Here is a 19,010-nt window from a genome sequence, read left to right as displayed (position 1 = left end):
CATGGGCCTGCCTTCCTTCGACTCCTTCTCCACTGCCGCTCGCCACAAGGTCTGGCGCGGGGACACGCTGGGCCTGGCGGATGGGCAGGTCATCGGCACCGGCCATGCGGCACTCGATGCGCAGTTGCCTGGCGGCGGCTGGCCGGTGGGCGCAATGACCGAGCTGCTGCAGGCCGCGCCCGAGGCGCATGCCTGGCAACTGCTGCTGCCCGCGCTGGCGCAGGCAGTGCAGGGCGGCGCGGGCCCGGTCGTGCTGATCGGCGCGCCGCAGGAGCCCTTCGGCCCCGCGCTCGCGGCCCAAGGCCTGCCGGTCGAGGCGCTGCTGTGGGTGCGCAGCGAAGCCAGCGCCGCAAGATTGTGGGCTTGTGAGCAGGCCCTGCGCTGCGCCGAAGAGGCCGCCGTGCTGGCCTGGCTGCCGCAGGCGCGCGTGGGCGAGCTGCGGCGGCTGCAGCTCGCGGCGGCGCAGCACGACCGCCTGCTGTTCGTGTTTCGCCCCGACGCGGCGGAACACTCGGCCTCGCCGGCGCGGCTGCGCCTGCGGCTCGCCAGCTGCGCCGCGGATGCCGCGCAGATCGACGTCCACATCCTCAAGCGCCGCGGCCCGCCGCTGGCCGCACCCCTGCAACTGCCGGCGCGCAGCGAGCGCATGACGGCGCTGCTCGCGGCCGGCCAGCTCCGGCGCAAGCTGCGGCAGCAGCAGGAGGGCGGGCTGCCGCCCAAGACCGAGGGCGCGACCGTGGTCCGCCTCGACCTCCATACAGAGCAAGGCCATGCACTGGATCGCATTGCGCTGGTCGCCTGAGATCGCAGCCGCCAAGGAGGTGCCGCTGCCATCGCCCGAGGCGCTCGGCTGGTGGGCCCTGCAGTTCACGCCGCGCGTCGCCTGGGTCGACGGCGAGGCCCTGCTGCTCGAAGTTTCGGCCTGCGAGCGGCTGTGGGGCGGGCGCCTGGCCCTGATGCGCGAGATCGCGCGGCTCAACCCGGTGCCGGACGTCCCCGTGCAGCGCGCGCAGGGCGCCACCAGCCTGGTCGCGCTGGCGCGGCTGCGCATGTTCGCGCGCGGCGAGCAGCCGCCGCACGAGCTGCCCTCCGGCCTGCCCCTCGACACCCTGAGCGCGGCCCGCGATCACCTCGCGGTTCTGTCGCATCTCGGTTGTCGCAGCTGGGGCGATGTCGAAAAGCTGCCACGCGGCGGCCTCTCGCGCCGCTTCGGCAAGGCCTTGCGCGCCGCCCTGGACGTGGCCTACGGCCTCGCGCCCGACAGCCATGACTGGCTGCAACTGCCCGACGCCTTCGAGCAGAAGCTGGAGCTGCCCGCGCTGGCCGAGGGCGCGCCCGAACTCATGTGGTCGGCCAACCGCCTGCTGGCGGCGCTGCAGATCTGGCTGCGCGCGCGCCAGCGCGGCGTGCTGGCGCTGGAGCTGCAGTGGACGCTCGACCTGAAGCGGCTCGACGGCGTCGCGCTGCCGCCGCACCAGCAGGTGACGGTGCGCACGGCCGAGCCCACGCAGGACATGGCGCACCTGCGGCGCCTCCTGTCCGAGCGGCTCGCGCTCACGACCCTGGCTGCGCCCGCGAGCTGGCTGCGCCTGCGCTCGATCGAGACTGCGCCCTGGGCCGGCGCCAGCACCAGCTTCCTGCCGGAAGACAACCGCAAGGGCGACAAGCTGCACGAGCTGGTCGAGCGCCTCAGCGCGCGGCTCGGGCCGCAGCAGGTGCTGCGTGCGGTCGCGCGGGCCGACCATCGGCCCGAATGCCGGCAGGCGTGGCAGCCGGCATTGCACAAGCTCCCGGCCGAGGCTGGCCACGCCAACAAGGCAGCCGACGCCATCTACCCACCCTGGCTCTTGCGGGAGCCCTTGCTCCTGGACATGGAAGGCGAGCGCCCGTGCTACCAGGGGCCGCTGCGCAAGCTGATCGGGCCGCAGCGGGTGGAAACCGGCTGGTGGGGCGAGGGCCAGCCCGCGGTGCGCGACTACTACATCGCGGAAAGCCCCGGCGCCGGCCTGGTGTGGATCTACCGCGAGCGGCCCTCGTCCTGCTTCACTTCCGGCACGCCGCGCTGGTACCTGCAAGGCCTGTATGCCTGAACTCAGCGACAAGCAGATGCAGAAACGCACGCGTGCCTCGGCCACGGTGCATGCCTTGCCGCCGCGGCTGCCGCAGCCGGAAGCCGGGCCGCCGATGGCTCCGATGCCGCCGGGCCTGCCGGCCTATGCCGAGCTGCACTGCCTCACGAACTTCAGCTTCCAGCGCGGGGCCTCGCATCCCGAGGACCTCGTGCAGCGCGCCTACGAGCTCGGCTACGAGGCGCTCGCGATCACCGACGAATGCTCGGTGGCCGGCGTGGTGCGGGCGTTCGAAGGGCTGCGGGAGCTCCTCGAAAACCTCGATCCATCGGAGCATCATCCTTTCCGGCTGCTCTTCGGCAGCGAGTTCCGCTTCGAGCGCTTCAAGCTGGTGGCGATCGCGCACGATCTCGAAGGCTGGGGCAACCTCTGCGAGTTCATCACCGCCGCGCGCATCACGGCGCCCAAGGGCACCTACGAGGTGAGCTGGGAAGGCAGCGACATCGCCTCGCTGCGTCATTGCGAGATCCTCTTCGTGCCCCTGCGCACGCCCGGCACCACGCCCGACGCCGAAACGCTGCGCGCCGACGTGGCCGAGGTCGCGCGCCTCTTCGCGGGCCATCTCTGGATCGCGGCCGAGCTGCCCAACGAGCTCGACGACGACCTCTGGCTCGCCACGCTGCTGCAGGCCGGCGCGCAGGCCGGCGTGCCGCTGGTGGCGGCCGGCGACGTGCACATGCACGTGCGCTCGCGCAAGCCGCTGCAGGACGTGATCACGGCCGTGCGCGAGGGCAGGGCGGTCGCCGAATGCGGCTTCGCGCTGCAGTCCAATGCCGAGCGGCACCTGCGTTCGCGGCTGCGCCTGTCGAACCTCTACCCGGCCGAGCTGCTGGCCAACACCATCGAGGTCGCGCGGCGCTGCACCTTCGACCTGAACGTGATCCGCGAGCACTACAAGTACCCGCTCGAGAACGTGGCGAACGGCGAGACGCCGGCCCAGACGCTGGTGCGCAAGACCTGGGAGGGCGCGCGCGAGAAGTATCCGCAGGGCGTTCCCGACAAGGTGCAAGGCCAGATCCGGCACGAGCTCGACCTCATCATCGAGATGCACTACGAGATGTTCTTCCTCACGGTGGAAGACATCGTGCGCTTCGCGCGCTCCAGGAACATCCTGTGCCAGGGCCGCGGCTCCTCGGCCAATTCGGCGGTCTGCTTCTGCCTGGGCATCACCGCCATCAACCCCGAGACCGGCAACCTGCTGTTCGAGCGCTTCCTGAGCCGCGAGCGCCGCGAGCCGCCCGACATCGACGTCGACTTCGAGCACCAGCGGCGCGAGGAGGTGATCCAGTACATCTACGAGAAGTACGGCCGCGAGCGTGCCGCCATCGCCGCGGTCGTGATCTGCTACCGCTCGCGCAGCGCGGTGCGCGACGTGGGCAAGGCGCTGGGCATCGATGCCCGCCTGGTCGACGAGTTCGCCAAGGACCATTACTGGTTCGACGGCGTGGTGCTCGACCAGCGGCTGGAAGAGGCGATGCAGCGCTCGGGCGTGCAGGAAGCCATGCCGCGGCTGCTGCAGTGGATCGAGCTCACGCAGCAGCTGCGCGGATTTCCGCGCCACCTGAGCCAGCACGTGGGCGGCTTCGTGCTCACGCAGAGCAAGCTCACGCGCCTGGTGCCGGTCGAGAACGCGTCCATGAAGGACCGCTCGGTCATCCAGTGGGAAAAGGACGACCTCGAGGCCATGGGCATGCTCAAGGTCGACGTGCTGGCCCTGGGCATGCTGAGCGCCATCCGGCGCGCGCTGGCCCTCGTCAACGGCTGGCGCGGCACGGCGCTGCAGATGCACCAGATACCGAACGACGACGAAGCCGTGTTCGACATGATCTGCGATGCCGACACCATCGGCGTGTTCCAGATCGAGAGCCGGGCGCAGATGTCGATGCTGCCGCGCCTCAAGCCGCGCTGCTATTACGACCTGGTGATCGAGGTGGCCATCGTGCGGCCGGGGCCGATCCAGGGCGGCATGGTGCATCCGTACCTCAAGAACCGCGAGAAGCTCCGGAAGGGCGGCGAGATCGACTACCGCTACCCCGACCTCATCCCGGCACTGGGCCGCACCCTCGGCGTGCCGATCTTCCAGGAGCAGGTGATGCAGATCGCGATGATCGCGGCCAGGTTCTCGCCCGACCAGGCCGATCGGCTGCGCCGCTCGATGGCGGCCTGGAAGCGCAAGGGCGGCGTCGAGAAGTTCCACGAGCCGCTGGTCGACGGCATGATCGACAACGGCTACGACCGCGAGTTCGCCGAAGCCATCTTCAAGCAGGTCCAGGGCTTCGGCGAATACGGCTTCCCCGAAAGCCATGCCGCCAGCTTCGCGCTGCTGGTGATCGTGAGCAGCTGGATCAAGCTGCACGAGCCCGCCTGCTTCCTGGCCGCCATGCTCGATTCGCAGCCCATGGGCTTCTATTCGCCTTCTCAACTGGTGCAGGACGCCAGACGGCATGGTGTCGAGGTGCGTGCAGTCGACGTGACGATGAGCGAGCTCGACTGCACCCTGGAAGCTCGGGCTGTTGCTCCTTCCCCCTCTGAGGGAAAGCTGGGATGGGGGCAGCAGCCACCGCAAGCCATCCCCTCCCATTTCGCCACCCGCCTCGGCACCCCCCACCAACCCGCCGTCCGCCTAGGCCTGCGCCGCATCACGAGCCTCAGCGAAGCCGGCGCCCAACGCATCGTCGATGCCCGCATCCAGGCCCCTTTCACCAGCACCGAGGACCTGGCCCTGCGCGCCGAGCTCGACGCCAAGGACATGGCTGCGCTCGCCGCGGCCGATGCGCTGCTCGCACTCTCGGGCCATCGGCGCCAGCAGGTCTGGGACGCCACCGCGCAGCGGCGCGCGCCGGCGCTGCTCAAGGGCGTGCCCATCCATGAGCGCGCGCTGCAGCTGCCGCTGGCGCCCGAGGGCGAGGAGATCGTCGGCGACTACGCCTCGCTCGGCTTCACGCTGCGCCGCCATCCGCTGGCGCTGCTGCGCCCGCGGCTCGCGCGCATGAAGCTCAGCAGTGCCGAGCAGCTGCGCGACCTGCCCAGCGGCCGGATGGTGCGCGCCTGCGGCATGGTCATGGGCCGCCAGCGCCCGCAGACCGCCAACGACACCATCTTCGTCACGCTCGAGGACGAGACCGGCAACGTCAACGTGATCGTCTGGAAGCACGTCGTCGAGGCCTGGCGCGAGCAGGTGCTGAAGTCGCAGCTGCTCGCGGTGCAGGGCACCTGGCAGCGCGACGTGGACAGCGGCGGCGAGGTGCGGCACGTGGTGGCCACCGGCTTCCGGGACCTGACGCCGCTGCTGGGGCGCCTTGCGAACAGCAGCAGGAGCCGCGACTTCCACTGAGTCACTGGCGGGAACGGCCTGCCAGCGCGTGCACGACGACGGGGCACGCCAATGCCGCTTCCCGGTGCAAACCCGGGGTACACGCGCCCTGAAATTAAGTATCCTCTCCATGAAATTGGAGAAGTCGCTTACTTACTGCTGGCATGCTTTCTGCAGCGCTCCGCGTCATGCAAGCCGCCGGCCACCCACGAGGACAGACGCCCATGACCGCCTTCGCCTACAACGCCTGGTACCCGCTCGCCTGGTCGCGGGACATCGGACGCGAGATCGTCGCGCGCCGCGTGCTCGAGGAAGACCTCGCGGTCTATCGCACGGAAGAGGGCGTCGTCGCCGCGCTCGAGGACGCCTGCCCGCACCGGCTGGCGCCGCTGACCATCGGCTGGCTCCAGGGCGATGCCATCCAGTGCGCCTACCACGGCCTCACCTTCGACTGCAGCGGCCGCTGCGTGCATGCGCCCGGCATGCCGCGCGTGCCGGAAAGCTTCCGCGTGCGCAGCTTTCCCACCGCCGAGAGCATGGGCATGGTCTGGGTGTGGATGGGCGATGCTGAAAAAGCCGACCGCAGCCAGGTGTTCCGACTGCCACAGTACGACGACCCGGCCTACAGCGTGGTCGAGGGCGATGCGCTGCTCGTGCAGGCCAACTACCTGAGCCTGGCGGACAACCTCTGCGACCCGACCCACGTGGTCTACGTGCACCAGACCACGCTGGCGAGCGCCGGCCGCGAGGAAACGCGCGTGCAGCACGAGCGCCAGGGCAACAAGGTCGTGACCTGGCGCTGGGTGATCGACGGGCCGCTGATCCCGATCTTCGAAGGCCTCAAGGATTTCGGGGGCAACGTGGACCGCTGGCACTACTACCACTATCACGCGCCCAGCATCGCGGTGATCGACTTCGGATCGGCCCGCACCGGCACCGGCGCGCCGGAGGGCAACCGCGAGGACTGCATCCAGATGTATGCCTGCCACTTCATCACGCCCATCGACCAGCGCAGCTGCGTGCAGCATTGGCTGTGCCTGAAGAACTCACCCGCCGATCCGGTGATCGACGAACGCCTGCGCAGCAACCTTCGCATGGCCTTCAACGAGGACAAGCGCGTGCTGGAGGCCATCCAGCGCAACGAGGACAAGCCGCGCCAATGGCACCGCATCAACCTCGCCCTTGACGGCTCCTCCATCAAGATGCGACGCATCGTCGAGGAGATGGCAGCCGGCGGATGAAGCTCTCCCCCAGGTTGGCTCACTTCGTGTAGCCGCCCACCCCCTCACCGGGGGCAACACCAGCGGCCCGGCAAAGCCGGTTCCGCGGTGTTCCCCGGCTCCCCAGCCATCGCCAGAAAGGACTTCGCCATGAACCTCATGCTTTCCGTGTCCACCCGCCTGCTGGCGGCCAGCCTTTGCCTCGCAGGCGCGCAGGCCGCCGCGCAGGGCACCATCAAGATCGGCGAGATCAACAGCTACAAGGCGCTGCCGCAGAACCTGGTGCCCTACAAGCAGGGTTGGCTGCTGGCGCAGGAAGAGATCAACGCCGCGGGCGGCGTGCTCGGCAAGAAGCTGGAAACCGTGTTCCGCGACGACAACGGCAACCCGGGCGATGCGGTGCGCATGGCGGAGGAGCTGCTCGCGCGCGAGAAGGTCGACATCCTCTCCGGCGTGACGCTCTCGCATGTCGGGCTGGCGCTGACCGATTTCGCGAAGCAGAAGAAGGTCTTCTTTCTCGCCTCCGGCCCGCTGAGCGACAAGGTCGTGTGGGACAACGGCAACCGCTACACCTACCGCCTGCGCTCCGGCACCTACGCGCTCGCCACCTCGGTGATCGGCGAGGCCGTCAAGCTGAAGAAGAAGCGCTGGGCGCTGGTCTACCCCAACTACGAGTACGGCCAGGCGGCGGTGGCCGCCTTCAAGGAGAACATGAAGAAGGCGCAGCCCGATGTCGAGTTCGTGGCCGAGCAGTCGCCGCCGCTCGGCAAGATCGACGCCGGCGCCGTGGTGCAGGCGCTGGCCGATGCCAAGCCGGATGCGATCTTCAACGTCATGTTCGGCAGCGACCTGACCAAGCTCGCGCGCGAGGGCAAGACCCGCGGCCTGTTCGAAGGCCGCGAAGTGGTGAGCCTGCTGACCGGCGAGCCCGAGTACCTCGACCCGCTGAAGGACGACGCGCCCGTCAACTGGATCGTGACCGGCTACCCCTACGCCAGCATCGACACGCCCGAGCACAAGGCCTTTCTCGCTGCCTACCAGAAGAAGTACAACGACTACCCGCGCCTGAACTCGGTGGTGGGTTATGCCACCGTGAAGGCGATCGCCGCGGGCCTGCAGAAGGCCGGCTCGACCGATACGGAGAAGCTGGTCGCCGCGTTCAAGGGCCTGCAGTTCGATTCGCCCTTCGGGCCGGTGGTGTTCCGCCCGCAGGACAACCAGTCCACGCTCGGCATCTTCGTCGGCCGCACCGCAGTGAAGGACGGCAAGGGCGTGATGCCCTCGGGCACCTACCTCGACGGCGCGAAGCTGCAGCCCGCCGAGGAGCAGATCCGCAAGCTGCGCAATCCCTCGTGATGAGCGCGACCCTTCCGCCGATCGGCTGCAACGGCCGCGGCGCGCAGGCCTCCTCGCTCGAGCGGCCGGTGTCGCTGGCCGAGCCGCCGATCGAGGAGCAGTTCCGGCTGGTGCACGAGAGCTGCGCCTTCGACTGCTTCGACCGCCTGCCGATGCCCGGCCAGGTCGACACCTACCTGCGCTGCATCGAGCGCTTCGGCCTGCCGGTGCACACCGCGAGCTGGTTCTATGCGCTCGGGCGCGACGAGGCGCTGCTCGCCGACAAGCTGCAGCTCGCGGCCGAGGTCGGCGCCCGCACCCACAACATCATGCTGCACTGGCACGATGCGACAGGGCGGCCCATCGGCAACGACGAGGTGGCCGACTTCTACCTGCGCGCCTACGACGAAGGCATGGCACGCGGCGTCGAGCCGGCCTTCGAGCTGCACGTCAACATGTGGAGCGAGGACCCGCGGCGCGTCGTGCCGGTGGCCGAGGCGGTGCGCCGCCGGGGCGTTCCCTTCCACTTCACGCTGGACTACAGCCATGCGATCTTCAAGATCGGCAATGCGCAGGAGCTGGCGATCTGCGGGCTGACGGAAGACGTCGCTTCAGGGCGCGCGGTGCTCGACCCCTTCGAGCCCGGCAACTTCGTGGACCAATGGTTGGAGATGGGCATCGTGCGCTGGCTGCAGGTGCGCAGCGTGGCGCCGAACGGGCCGCGCAACCGCTGGTCGCTCGGCGACTCGGGCGAGGCGGTCGCGGCCGTGCCGGAGCATTCCATCTTCCCGTACGCGAAGGGCGAGCCGGGCCGCGGCATCCTCTATCCCTTCACCCAGCCGGCGCCCGGGGAATGGCACTCGCCGTGGGCCTCGGGCGCGCTCGCCTGCACGCGCGAGGTGGTGCGCAAGGTGCTGGCCTACCACCGAACTCACGAAGAATCGCCGCTGCGCTGGATCACCACCGAGATGATCAACCTGCCCGACTACGCCCACAACGCGCGCTTCTCGCTGATCGGGCAGAACGCAGCGATCGCGCGCTTCGTGCGCGAGCAGTGGGCCGCATTCGGCCCGGCCTGATCACTTCTTCCTTGAAGCGGCGGGCTTGCGCCGGGGCTTGGGCGCGGCTGGCGCCTCGGCCGGTTCGTCGCCGGTCGCGAGCATGCGCAGCACCACGTCGCAGATGTGCTCGCGCCAGGCCGCGCGCCGGGGCCGGCTCATCAGGTCCGCGCCGATCCAGGTGGCGCAGGTGTACTGGTTCGAGAGGTAGAAGAAGCCAAGCGACATGATCGTCATGAGCACGTGCTCGGACGACACGTCGCTGCGGAACACTCCGCGCGCCTGCCCGCTCTCGAGCAGGGTGGCGACAGTCTGCACCAGCGGGAGCGCGGTGCGCTCCACCACCTGCGGTGCCTGCCGGATGTGCTTGCCGCGCAGCAGGTTCTCGTTCATCAGCAGCCGCACCAGGTTCGGGTGCGAGAGGTAGTGGTCCCACGAGTGCTGCACGAGCTGGCGCATGCCTTCGACCGGGTCCTCGGGGCTCACGAACTCGCGCTGCGCGCCGATCATGTCCTCGTAGATCTTCGCCAGCACGGCCTGGTAGAGGCGCTCCTTGTTGCCGTAGTAGTAGTACAGCATGCGGTCGACCGTGCCGGCCGCGGCGCTGACGCGCTCGATGCGCGCGCCGGCGAATCCGTGCTCGGCGAACTCCTCGACCGCAGCGTCGAGGATGCGTGTCTCCAGCAGGTCCGTGCGCTCGCGCCGCAGGCGCCGGCGCGTCGGGCCGCCTCCCTCGATCGGCGCAGGCTCGCCCGCGCGCGCGGCAGGGCGGCCGGTGCGGCCGGAGGCAGAGGATCGTTCTGGCACGGTGGATTCGCTCCTTGTCGTTCGCGTCCGGGCGACGGACGATGAAGAGGCATTCTCTCGCAAGCGATGGGCATGCCGGCCCGTCGGTCACTGGATGCGAACGATCTCGGCCTGCGGTCGCGCCTGCGGCTCGATGCTCGTGCTGCGCATCAGCTTCTCGCCTTCGCGGAAGAAGTACCAGCAGCCATCGTCAGGACTGCGTGCGTCGGTGAGCCGGCCCGGCAGCGTGGCGTTGAACTTCGCGCAGAGAGCGCCGTCATCCTTCAGCTCCCAGCGGCCCGAACCGTTGATCGCGACGTTGGAGGCGCCCTGGCTGTTGTAGTAGACCGTGCCGCCGCTGCGCAGGTCCCAGCGCACCACGCCTGCGAAAGATGTGTCGCGCAGCGTGTGGGTCTTGCCGACCAGGAGCTGCTGCAGCTCGTTGCGGTCGAGGAACTTGCGCGCCGAAGTGGATGGCTGCGAAGGGGAGGGTGAAGGCGGGGGCGGACTCAGGGCCGCCACGCGCGGTTGCTGCTGCGATTGCGGTTGCGGCTGCGGCAGAGCAGGCGGCGGCGCCTGCGCCTGTGGTGGCGCCGGCTGCACTGCCGACGGCGGCGACGCTGCCGCGACTTCGGTATCGCGCTCGCGCCGCGCCTGCGAAAGCAGGGCGTCGATGTCCTTCGGCCGCGAGTCGCGCCCCGTCGGCGCCTCGGGCGACGCCCCGGCAGCCGGTCCTGGCGGCGTGGACGCAGCCGCCGGGCTCTCCGCGGCCGGCCGCCGCGCCGCCGGGTTGAAGCTGAAGTTCGACGTCAGCGAGGTGTTCACCCACGGGAGCTGGCGCTGGCGCGTTTCGCTCAGCACGCGCACCCGCACGTTCTTGAACATCTGCTCGACCTCGAGGCCAGGGGTCATCATCTCCTCGGCGAGATTGCGGCTGTAGATGCTGTTGCGGCCGGCCGGCCCGTCCTCGGCCGGCGCGCCGGGCGCCGAGGCGAAGGCGATCAGCGTGCCGCGCGCGCCCATCTCCGCCAGCCCGCCGGCCGATCGCACGTTGCGCGTCCTGGCGGCGAAGGGGTTGTCTCGGCAGGCGTCGAGGATCACGATGCGGGGGTAGGAGCCCACCTTGTCGATCTTGCTGAGGAACAGCTCCTCGATGTCGACCGACTCGTCCTTCACCTCCTCCTGGTCGCGCAGGTTGATGTCCACCGGCAGGAGGTAGTTGCGCCCGTCGATCTGCACGCCGTGGCCCGCGTAGTACAGCACCGCGATGGCGTCGTCCTGCTGCACCTGTCGCGCGAACTCGCGCAGCGCCCGCCTGAACGGCAGTACGCCGACGTTGAGCTGCAGGTTGACCTCGAAGCCCAGCTTGCGCAGGGTGCCGGCGATCAGGCGCGCGTCGTTCACCGGGTTGTCGAGCGGCACCTTGGGGTACTGGCTGTTCCCGACCACCAGCGCGATGCGCTTTTCAGGGGGGCGGTCCTGGGCGTGCGATGGGCCCGGCAGCAGGGCGCCGGCGAAACAGAGCGACAGCAGCGCAAGGGACCGGCACACGAGCGCCTTGATGGAGCGGGGGCCGTAGATGGCATGCAGCGCGGGCATGGCCCCGACTATCCACCCGCAGACCTTCGATCGCAATGCCCGACATCAAGACGGCGGCCGCCGAGACAGTGCCACCTGAGTGCTGCGACGGTGCATCTGCGGCCCCCATCCGTCAACGATGTCCGACAGACGGGTCCTGCCGCCCGCGCAGAGTCGATTCGACTGGCCGTGTCCTGGGGGCCAGCGGGTCATCCACACACCAGGAACAGGAGCACCACCATGCGCGATTTCCTTTCCTTCGCAGCTGGCGTGGCTGCGGGCACCCTTGCCATGTACTACCTCGACAAACAAAGCGGTCGGCGGCGCCGGGCGCTGGTGCGCGACAAGCTCGTGGCGGCAGGGCACGACGCAGCGGACCTGGCCGAATCGGCCGGCAAGAGAACGGTGGACCGCCTGAAAGGCATCGTGGCCACCGGCAGGCTCGATCGCGTCGGAGGCCACGAACCCGAGAGCGACTCCCAACTGCATGAACGCATCCGCGCGCGGCTGGGGCGGGTCGTGAGCCACCCGAAGTCGATCCAGGTGGAAGTCGATCGGGGCGAGGTGTGCCTGCGAGGCCACATCCTGACCGGGGAGCTCGACGAGCTGCTGTACGACGTGGGCCAGATGCGGGGGGTGCAGACCGTGAGAAACGAGCTCACCTGCCACGACACGGCACAGGGCATTCCCGAGCTGCAAGGGAGTACCGAACCGGCTGGGCAGGCGCAGTATTGAGCAGCAGGGGCATCGCCCGACTCGAATGGAGCATCGCCGGGGCTCGCGTTTTTCGCTACGCTAGCCCGATGAACGCACTCGCCCCACAGCGCTCCGGCGTCGACATCCCCATCGGCCCGCCGCCCCCGGCGCCCGATCTGCCGATACCACCTTCACCCCCGCCCGCGCCTTCACCCCCGCCCGAGGGAGACCCGCCTCCCACCGACCCGCCCATGACGGAGCCCGGCAAGCCGCCGCCAGTGGGCGATCCGCCGCCCGGCGCATCGGCCCTCGGCCGCTCGCATTCGCGGCGCCTGCGCGAGATGTACCGCTCGGCCGGCTGGCCGTGCTGCGACGAGATCGAGGTCGAGCTGCTGGCCGCCGGCCTGCTGGAGCGCGTGCGCTGGCCACAGGGGCATGAGACGCTGCGCGTGAGCGACGCCGGCATCGCCCACATCGCGGGCAGCCTGGTGGTCAACCGGGCAGCACTCTCGCGGCACGAGGCGCTGGTGGAGCAGGTGGCGCGCGAGATGACGCGCGCCGGCCGGATCGCGTGGCGCGGGCTGAGCCTGCGCGCGCGGCTGCCGGCCGCGAAGGAGGGCGACAAGCCGCGCTGGTGCATCGCGCGGCCGGACGTGTTCTCGATCCGCAACACGAGCGTGGAGGCCTATGCGCAACCGATCGTCCACGAGGTGAAGGTCAGCCGCGCCGATCTGCTCGGCGATCTGCGCAAGCCCGACAAGCGGGCGGCCTACCTGGATGTGGGCGGGGAGTGCTGGTACGTGCTTGGGTGCGATGCCAAGGGCCGGCCGATCGCGCAGCCCGAGGAGATTCCGCCCGAATGCGGCGTGCTGGTCGCACAGGGTGCGCGGCTGGTGGTGGCACGCGCGGCCGTGCACCGCGCGCAGCCACGGCTGCCCTTCAGCGTCTGGATGGCACTCGCCAAGGCCCAGCCGGTGCCGGGCTTCGACGACGAATCGCAGGACCTGCTGGCGGGCGTCGAGGGCTGAACGCGTTCAGCCGCGACGCGGGACGGGCACTGGCCGGCCCCTCGGGGGAGGACCGTTGTCTTCTTCCTCTTCCTCGTCGTTCTCGTCCCCGTTGCCGGCGTCGTCCGTGTCCTCGGCCAGCTCTCCAACGGTGGCGGCAGTAGGATCGTCGACCGCGTCGGTCACCTCGCCGACGTCGTAAGGCACGGTGCCGATACGGTCAGGCAGGATGTCGGCATCGTCCGGTGCAGCCGTGGGATCGGCCGACGCACGTTCGCCAGTGCCCGTGGAATCGGTGTCGGTGCCGTGCGAAATCGGCAGCGCGCCTTCGCTGCCCTCCTCGGGGATGGCACTGCGGCTGCGGTCGGTCTGCACGTCGCTGCCGCTGTCGCTGGTGTCGCTCGGACCGAGCGAATCCACGTCGGTGCCGCGTGGCTCCGCGGGCGCATGCTCGCCGCCCAAAATGCTGCTGGTGGCCATGAAGATCCTCCTGTCGATGGCATGGCTCGACTCTGCGCGGCGCCACGGCGTCGCGTGTGGGCTGCGGCCGACGCCGCATGTCGGCCAGCGTGCAGGGTCTGGGCCTTCAGCCCAGCAGCCGCGGCAGGCCCTGCACGAGCAGCAGGCCGGCGACGCCCTGCAAAGTGGCGCAATGCCAGATCGGCAGCGTGTTGTCGAGCGTCGCGCGCGCCTGCGGCTGCAGTCGGCCGGCGAAGGAGCGGGCCAGCAGATAGCCGCCCATCATCATCAGCACCGCGACATGCAGCCCTTGGTAGGCCAGCAGCATGGCAACGGTGGCGCTCCAGGCCTGGGCCTGCGGGTTCAGGCCGGCCTGCGCCTGTGCGAACAGGTCGGTGCCGAAGGCGCCGGCCACGCACAGCATGGCCAGCGCCACCTGCAGCCGCAGCATTCGCTGGCCGCGCGGATCGGCATCGCGCAGGCGCCGCGGCGCTGTCGCCATCAGCAGCGAGCCGATGGCGAGAAGCGCGGCCGAGGCCCAGGGCCAGCGCAGCGCCGGCAGCGCGGCACCGGCCGGCGGGCAGGTGTCGGCCGCCATGGCGACATGCACATGCGCATAGGCAAAGGACGCGAAAACTGTCATGTCCACCGCCACCAGGATGAGCGACGCCCACCATGAATGCGACTCGGCGAGCCGGCGGCTGCCGACGGGCACCTCGACGCCTTGCGCCACTTCGACACGCGGGCGCGGCGGCGGCATGTCCGTGGCCCAGAGCCAGCGCAGCACCGCCGCGATCGCGACCGCGCCGAAGGCGAAGGCGGCCACCACCAGCTCGACTGTCAGCAGCAGGAAGAAGCCCGCCGTTCCGACGGCCGCCAGCAGCGGCCACCAGCCGTCGGTGGGAAGGCGCAGCAGGTGGAGCGGCCGCGCGTCGACGATGCTGGTGACCAGGGTCTCGCGGCCTCCGAAGGCGGTGCCGGGCAGCCAGTGCCGTCCGTCCTCGACCTCCCGCGGGAGCGACGGCTGCTCCCACAGGGGCTCGCGCGACACCAATTGCGGAATGCTGCGCACGCCGTATTCGCGCAACGGCAGCCATTCGAGCGTGCCGGCCCGCCACGGATTGCCGTGGTCCTTGTCGGGCCGTCGCAGGGTGCGCGCGGCATCGACGACGAACAGCAGCACGCCCGTCGCCAGCACGAAGGCGCCGACCGTGGACAACAGGTTGAGCGCGTTCCAGCCCAGGTCGCCGGGGTAGCTGTGCACGCGCCGCGGCATGCCCAGCAGGCCCGCGATGTGCATCGGGAAGAAGGCCAGGTTGAAGCCGCCGAACATCAGGCCGAAGACCCAGCGGCCCCAGCGCTCCGAGAGGCAATGGCCGTTGAACACCGGCGCCCAGTAGTAGAGGCCCGCGAACAGCGGGAACACCATGCCGCCGATCAGCACGTAGTGCAGATGGGCGACGATGAAGTAGCTGTCGTGCGCCTGCCAGTCGAAGGGCAGCACCGCGACCATCACGCCGGTCAGGCCGCCCAGCACGAAGATGAAATGAAAGCCCAGCAGGAACAGCGTGGGCGTGTTCGGCCGCACCTCGCCGCGCCAGAAGGTCGCGATCCACGCGAACACCTGCACGCCGCTGGGGATCGCGACCAGGAAGCTCGCTGCCGAAGTCACCGTCATCGCCAGGTCGCCCACGCCCGCGGCGAACATGTGGTGGATCCAGAGCGCAAAGCTCACGAGCCCGACGCCGGCGAGCGCGGCCACGATCGCGCGGTAGGCCACCAGCCGCGTGCCCGCGAGCGCGGGGATCATCATCGAGACCATGCCCGCGGCGGGCAGGAAGATGATGTAGACCTCCGGGTGCCCGAAGAACCAGAACAGGTGCTGCCACAGCAGCGGATCGCCGCCGCGCCCGGCGATGAAGAAGGGCCAGTCGAAGGCGCGTTCCAGCTCCAGCAGCGTGGTCGCGGCGATCACCGCCGGAAAGGCGAAGACGATCATCAGCGCCGTCACCAGCATGGCCCAGGCGAAGACCGGCATGCGCATCAGCGTCATGCCGGGCGCGCGCGTGAGCAGCACGCCGACGATGAGCTCGATGGCGCCCGCGATGGCGGAGATCTCGATGAAGCCGATGCCCAGCAGCCACCAGTCGGCGCCGCGTCCGGGCGAGAACTCCTTGCCGGTGAGCGGTGGGTACATGAACCACCCGCCGTCGGGCGCCGCGCCGAAGAACAGGGTGCAGAAGAAGACCAGTCCGCCTATCGCATAGGCCCAGAACGCATAGGCCGACAGCCAGGGAAAGGGCAGGTCGCGCGCGCCCAGCATGCCCGGCAGCAGGTAGACCGCCACCGCCTCGACGATCGGCACGGCGAACAGGAACATCATCACCGTGCCGTGCATGGTGAAGAGCTGGTTGTAGGTCCGCACCTCCACCAGCGCGTTGTCGGGCACGGCCAGCTGCGCGCGCATCACCAGTGCGAGCACACCGGCCAGCACGAAGAACAGCATCGCGGTCGCGATGTAGTACACGCCGATGCGCGTGTTGTTGACGGCCGAGAGCGCCCGCCAGCCCTGTGGCGGCTGCCAGGCGCGCTCGAGTGCCTCGCGCTCGCCCGCGGGCCGGGGCAGGGTGGACGGCAGCTCCTTCATTTCAGCTGCGCCAGCCAGGCGGCGATGGCCTGCAGGCTGGTCTCGTCAATGCGCTCGTGCGACGAAGGCATGCGTGCGCCGGGCTTCAGCTGCTGCGTGTGCGCCACCCAGCGCGCCAGGCCTTCGGCGCCGTTCGGCATCAGGCCGGCGCCCAGGTAGAGGCGGCTGCCCACGTGGGTGAGGTCCGGGCCGAGGCGGCTTTCCTCGCTCACGCCGCGCACGGTGTGGCAGGCATTGCAGCGGTGCGCGAGGAAGGCATCCCGCCCGCGCTCGAGCGCAGGCGTGGCCGGTGCCACCGCAGGCCGTGCCTGTGCGGCAAGCCAGGCATCGAAGGCCGCGGGCGGCTCGGCCACCACCTGCAGCGCCATGCGCGCATGCTGGTCGCCGCAGTACTCGGCGCAGGCACCGCGCCAGGTTCCGGGGCGATCGGCCTGCAGCTGCAGGTGCTGCATGCGGCCCGGCACCATGTCCATCTTGCCGCCGAGCGCCGGCACCCAGAAGCTGTGGATCACGTCGGCGCTGGCGAGCGCGAAGTAGACCGGCCGGCCGACCGGGATGCGCAGCTCGTTCGCACTTGCGATCTCCTGGCCCGTGGCCGGGTCGCGGTAGCGCAGCTCCCACCACCACATGTGGCCGGTGACGGCCACGATCAGCGCATCCTTGGGCGGCGCCACCCGCCAGGGCGGCTTGTGCCATTCGCTGTAGAAGAAGAGGGCCGTGAGCACGGCGCCCGGGAAGGCCAGGCCGCCGCCGAGCACCCACCAGCGTGCATTCACCCGCCCGCGGCGGCGGCGTACCGCGAGCGCCAGCAGCGCCATCACGCCGACGAAGATCAGCGTCGCGCCCGCGACGAGCACGCCGGTGACGCCCAGCAGCGTCTCGGCCACGGGGCCGGCCACGTGCAGGGCCGACTGCGTGTGAACACCGCTCATTCGAGCGCCAGCAGGTAGGCCGCCATGTCGCGTGCCTGATCGGCCGAGACGCCCATGGCCGGCATCAGGGTGTCGGGCACCATCGCGTTCGGCTGGACGATCCACCGCGCGAGCATGTCGGGCCGGTTCGGCACCTCGCCGGCGATGTAGCTGCGACGACCGAAGCCCGCGAGCGCCGGTCCGACGCTGCCGCGGGCGGCGGGCACTTCGGGGATGGCGTGACAGCTGCCGCATTGGTACTGGGCCAGCAGCGCCTGCCCTCGTTGCAACTGCGCGCGTGGGGCGTCGGCGTAAGGCAGCCGGCTTTCGCCGATGCAGCCGGTTGCGAGCGCCAGCGCGACCAGCGCCAGCAGCAGCGCGGTCCGTCGCCCGGAGCGGTCCAGCAAGAGGGCCATGGCGCGGATTGTGGCGGCGCAAACGCGCGCTGCGCCGACAGGCCGGCGCTGTTGCGCGTCGGACAATGCCGCCAGAACATGGGAACCCTCAAGACCGTTCTGCTCACGTCGGCGGTGCTGGGCCTGGCCGCCGCGGCCGGCGCGGCAGCGGTGGTGTACGGCGGGCTCTACAACGTGGCGGCGACTTCACAGCACACCCAGCCGTTGCATACGCTGCTCGAGACCGCGATGCGACAGTCAGTCCGGCTGCGTGCCCGAGACGTCGACGTGCCGCGGCTCGACGACCCGCAGCTGGTGCTGCGCGGCGCGGCCTGCTTCCGCGACAAGTGCCAGCAATGCCACGGCGGGCCCGGGACCGCGCAGGGCGACATCGGCAAGAGCATGCAGCCGCTGCCCGGCCCGCTGGTGGACGCGCGCCACCACTGGAAGGCGCGCGAGCTCTACTGGGTAACGAAGCACGGCATCAAGATGAGCGGCATGCCGGCGTGGGAATACCGCCTGGCGGAAGACGACCTGTGGGCGGTGGTCGCGTTTCTCGAGCGGTTGCCGGACCTGACGGCGCGGGAGTATGCGGAGCAGACAGGAGGCCAGGCCACCTGTGGCCCGGACGAAGCAGTGAGGGCCGGCGCTTTGGGCGATGCACGGCGCGGCGCGCGTGCGCTGCACCAGTACGCGTGCAATGCCTGCCACAGCGTTCCCGGCATCACCGGGTCTTCGGTCCATGTCGGCCCGCCACTCGATGGCATCGCGCGCCGCACGATGATCGGCGGCCGACTTGCCAATACGCCCGACAACATGGTGCGCTGGCTGCGCCACACGCACGAGGTCGATCCGCGCACGGCGATGCCGGAGATGGGCCTGACGGAGCAGGACGCGCGCGACATCGCGGCCTACCTGTCGACGCTCGATTGAATTCGCAGCCTGCCGGTGGGGCGCGGCCTTCTAGCGGGATCAGGTCGTGTAGTCGCCGCTGGCTTCGGGCTGGAACAGGATCTCGGCCACCTGGGCGCTGCCCTCGGCGCCGCCGGGCAAGACCCAGCTCGCCGTGGCGCCGAGGCGCAGGCCGATCAGGCTGATGCCCACGGGAGAGAGCACCGAAACGAAGCCCGATGCAGGCTCCGCATCCTGCGGATAGCACAGCGTCAGCTTGCGTGGCTCGCCTGAACGGGTGTCCACCAGCGTCAGCTGCGAATACATGGTCACGATGTCGGGCGGCACTTCGCGCGAACGGATCACATCGGTGGACTCGAGCAGCGCCTCGAGCACCGGATGGTGCTGGGACTTGTCGAGCAGCTTGGTCAGGCGGGCGTGATCGAGTTCGGTGAGCACGCGCTCGCCGAGAAGAGGCGTGGTGGACATGAAGCACTCCAATTGAAATGGCGAGCGCGCTGTACGAAGCAACGGCGCTCGCGAATGCGCGGGGCGGGTGCCCGGCGATCGATGGTTAGCGCTACA

Annotated in this window: 16 protein-coding genes; 9 read left to right on the top strand and 7 right to left on the bottom strand. The window is 70.0% G+C overall.

The window, feature by feature from the left end:
• Window position 1: 1 nt before the first annotated feature.
• From imuA to ACMGEZ_RS06550, 6 genes are all read left to right on the top strand, one after another.
• On the top strand, window positions 2-802 hold the full coding sequence (imuA, locus tag ACMGEZ_RS06575; RefSeq protein ID WP_436821454.1) for a translesion DNA synthesis-associated protein ImuA: 801 nt from the start codon (window positions 2-4) through the stop codon (window positions 800-802).
• The gene (locus tag ACMGEZ_RS06570) at window positions 771-2,090 is read left to right on the top strand and encodes a Y-family DNA polymerase (protein ID WP_436821453.1); all 1,320 of its coding nucleotides are present in this window, start codon (window positions 771-773) and stop codon (window positions 2,088-2,090) included. The genes imuA and ACMGEZ_RS06570 overlap by 32 nt, the downstream gene beginning before the upstream one ends.
• Window positions 2,083-5,463 carry an error-prone DNA polymerase gene (locus ACMGEZ_RS06565; RefSeq protein ID WP_436821452.1) on the top strand — a complete coding sequence of 1,127 codons (3,381 nt, stop codon included), beginning with the start codon at window positions 2,083-2,085 and terminating at the stop codon, window positions 5,461-5,463. Before ACMGEZ_RS06570 ends, ACMGEZ_RS06565 begins: the two co-directional genes overlap by 8 nt.
• A 203-nt stretch (window positions 5,464-5,666) precedes the next feature.
• A complete protein-coding gene (locus ACMGEZ_RS06560) occupies window positions 5,667-6,683 on the top strand; it encodes an aromatic ring-hydroxylating dioxygenase subunit alpha (RefSeq protein WP_436821451.1) in 1,017 nt (338 codons plus the stop codon).
• A 129-nt stretch (window positions 6,684-6,812) separates the two neighbouring features.
• Entirely contained in the window at window positions 6,813-8,018 is a 1,206-nt protein-coding gene (locus ACMGEZ_RS06555) for an ABC transporter substrate-binding protein (protein ID WP_436821450.1), read from the top strand.
• On the top strand, window positions 8,018-9,076 hold the full coding sequence (locus ACMGEZ_RS06550) for a xylose isomerase (RefSeq protein WP_436821449.1): 1,059 nt from the start codon (window positions 8,018-8,020) through the stop codon (window positions 9,074-9,076). Before ACMGEZ_RS06555 ends, ACMGEZ_RS06550 begins: the two co-directional genes overlap by 1 nt.
• Here the strand turns inward: ACMGEZ_RS06550 and ACMGEZ_RS06545 are convergent, their stop codons facing one another.
• Both ACMGEZ_RS06545 and ACMGEZ_RS06540 read right to left on the bottom strand, forming a co-directional pair.
• Window positions 9,077-9,862 (bottom strand): TetR/AcrR family transcriptional regulator, encoded by a 786-nt coding sequence (locus ACMGEZ_RS06545; RefSeq protein WP_436821448.1) that lies wholly within the window; start codon window positions 9,860-9,862, stop codon window positions 9,077-9,079.
• Between the two features lie 87 nt (window positions 9,863-9,949).
• Entirely contained in the window at window positions 9,950-11,440 is a 1,491-nt protein-coding gene (locus ACMGEZ_RS06540; RefSeq protein ID WP_436821447.1) for a caspase family protein, read from the bottom strand.
• A gap of 219 nt (window positions 11,441-11,659) precedes the next feature.
• On the opposite strand from ACMGEZ_RS06540, the gene ACMGEZ_RS06535 reads away from it, so the two are divergent.
• Together ACMGEZ_RS06535 and ACMGEZ_RS06530 are read left to right on the top strand one after the other, a co-directional pair.
• Window positions 11,660-12,154 carry a BON domain-containing protein gene (locus ACMGEZ_RS06535; protein ID WP_436821446.1) on the top strand — a complete coding sequence of 165 codons (495 nt, stop codon included), beginning with the start codon at window positions 11,660-11,662 and terminating at the stop codon, window positions 12,152-12,154.
• Between the two features lie 68 nt (window positions 12,155-12,222).
• Complete coding sequence (locus tag ACMGEZ_RS06530; RefSeq protein ID WP_436821445.1) at window positions 12,223-13,143, top strand: hypothetical protein; 921 nt, start codon at window positions 12,223-12,225, stop codon at window positions 13,141-13,143.
• A gap of 6 nt (window positions 13,144-13,149) precedes the next feature.
• Here ACMGEZ_RS06530 and ACMGEZ_RS06525 read toward each other — a convergent pair whose 3' ends face one another.
• The 4 genes from ACMGEZ_RS06525 to ACMGEZ_RS06510 all read right to left on the bottom strand — a co-directional run bounded on the left by ACMGEZ_RS06525 (window position 13,150) and on the right by ACMGEZ_RS06510 (window position 17,555).
• The gene (locus tag ACMGEZ_RS06525) at window positions 13,150-13,602 is read right to left on the bottom strand and encodes a hypothetical protein (protein ID WP_436821444.1); all 453 of its coding nucleotides are present in this window, start codon (window positions 13,600-13,602) and stop codon (window positions 13,150-13,152) included.
• 106 nt (window positions 13,603-13,708) lie between these two features.
• A complete protein-coding gene (locus ACMGEZ_RS06520) occupies window positions 13,709-16,228 on the bottom strand; it encodes a cbb3-type cytochrome c oxidase subunit I (protein ID WP_436821443.1) in 2,520 nt (839 codons plus the stop codon).
• Entirely contained in the window at window positions 16,225-17,160 is a 936-nt protein-coding gene (locus ACMGEZ_RS06515; protein WP_436821442.1) for a cytochrome c oxidase subunit II, read from the bottom strand. The genes ACMGEZ_RS06520 and ACMGEZ_RS06515 overlap by 4 nt, the downstream gene beginning before the upstream one ends.
• The gene (locus ACMGEZ_RS06510) at window positions 17,157-17,555 is read right to left on the bottom strand and encodes a c-type cytochrome (RefSeq protein WP_436821441.1); all 399 of its coding nucleotides are present in this window, start codon (window positions 17,553-17,555) and stop codon (window positions 17,157-17,159) included. Before ACMGEZ_RS06510 ends, ACMGEZ_RS06515 begins: the two co-directional genes overlap by 4 nt.
• Window positions 17,556-17,633: 78 nt before the next feature.
• Here ACMGEZ_RS06510 and ACMGEZ_RS06505 point away from each other — a divergent pair, with 78 nt between their 5' ends.
• Window positions 17,634-18,467 (top strand): c-type cytochrome, encoded by an 834-nt coding sequence (locus ACMGEZ_RS06505; RefSeq protein ID WP_436821440.1) that lies wholly within the window; start codon window positions 17,634-17,636, stop codon window positions 18,465-18,467.
• A gap of 39 nt (window positions 18,468-18,506) precedes the next feature.
• Here the strand turns inward: ACMGEZ_RS06505 and ACMGEZ_RS06500 are convergent, their stop codons facing one another.
• Complete coding sequence (locus ACMGEZ_RS06500; RefSeq protein ID WP_436821439.1) at window positions 18,507-18,914, bottom strand: GreA/GreB family elongation factor; 408 nt, start codon at window positions 18,912-18,914, stop codon at window positions 18,507-18,509.
• Window positions 18,915-19,010 lie beyond the last annotated feature (96 nt).

This window comes from Variovorax stachyos (assembly GCF_051400855.1).
In the GTDB taxonomy this organism is placed as follows: domain Bacteria; phylum Pseudomonadota; class Gammaproteobacteria; order Burkholderiales; family Burkholderiaceae_C; genus Variovorax.
This window is presented reverse-complemented; position numbering and strand designations above follow the sequence as displayed.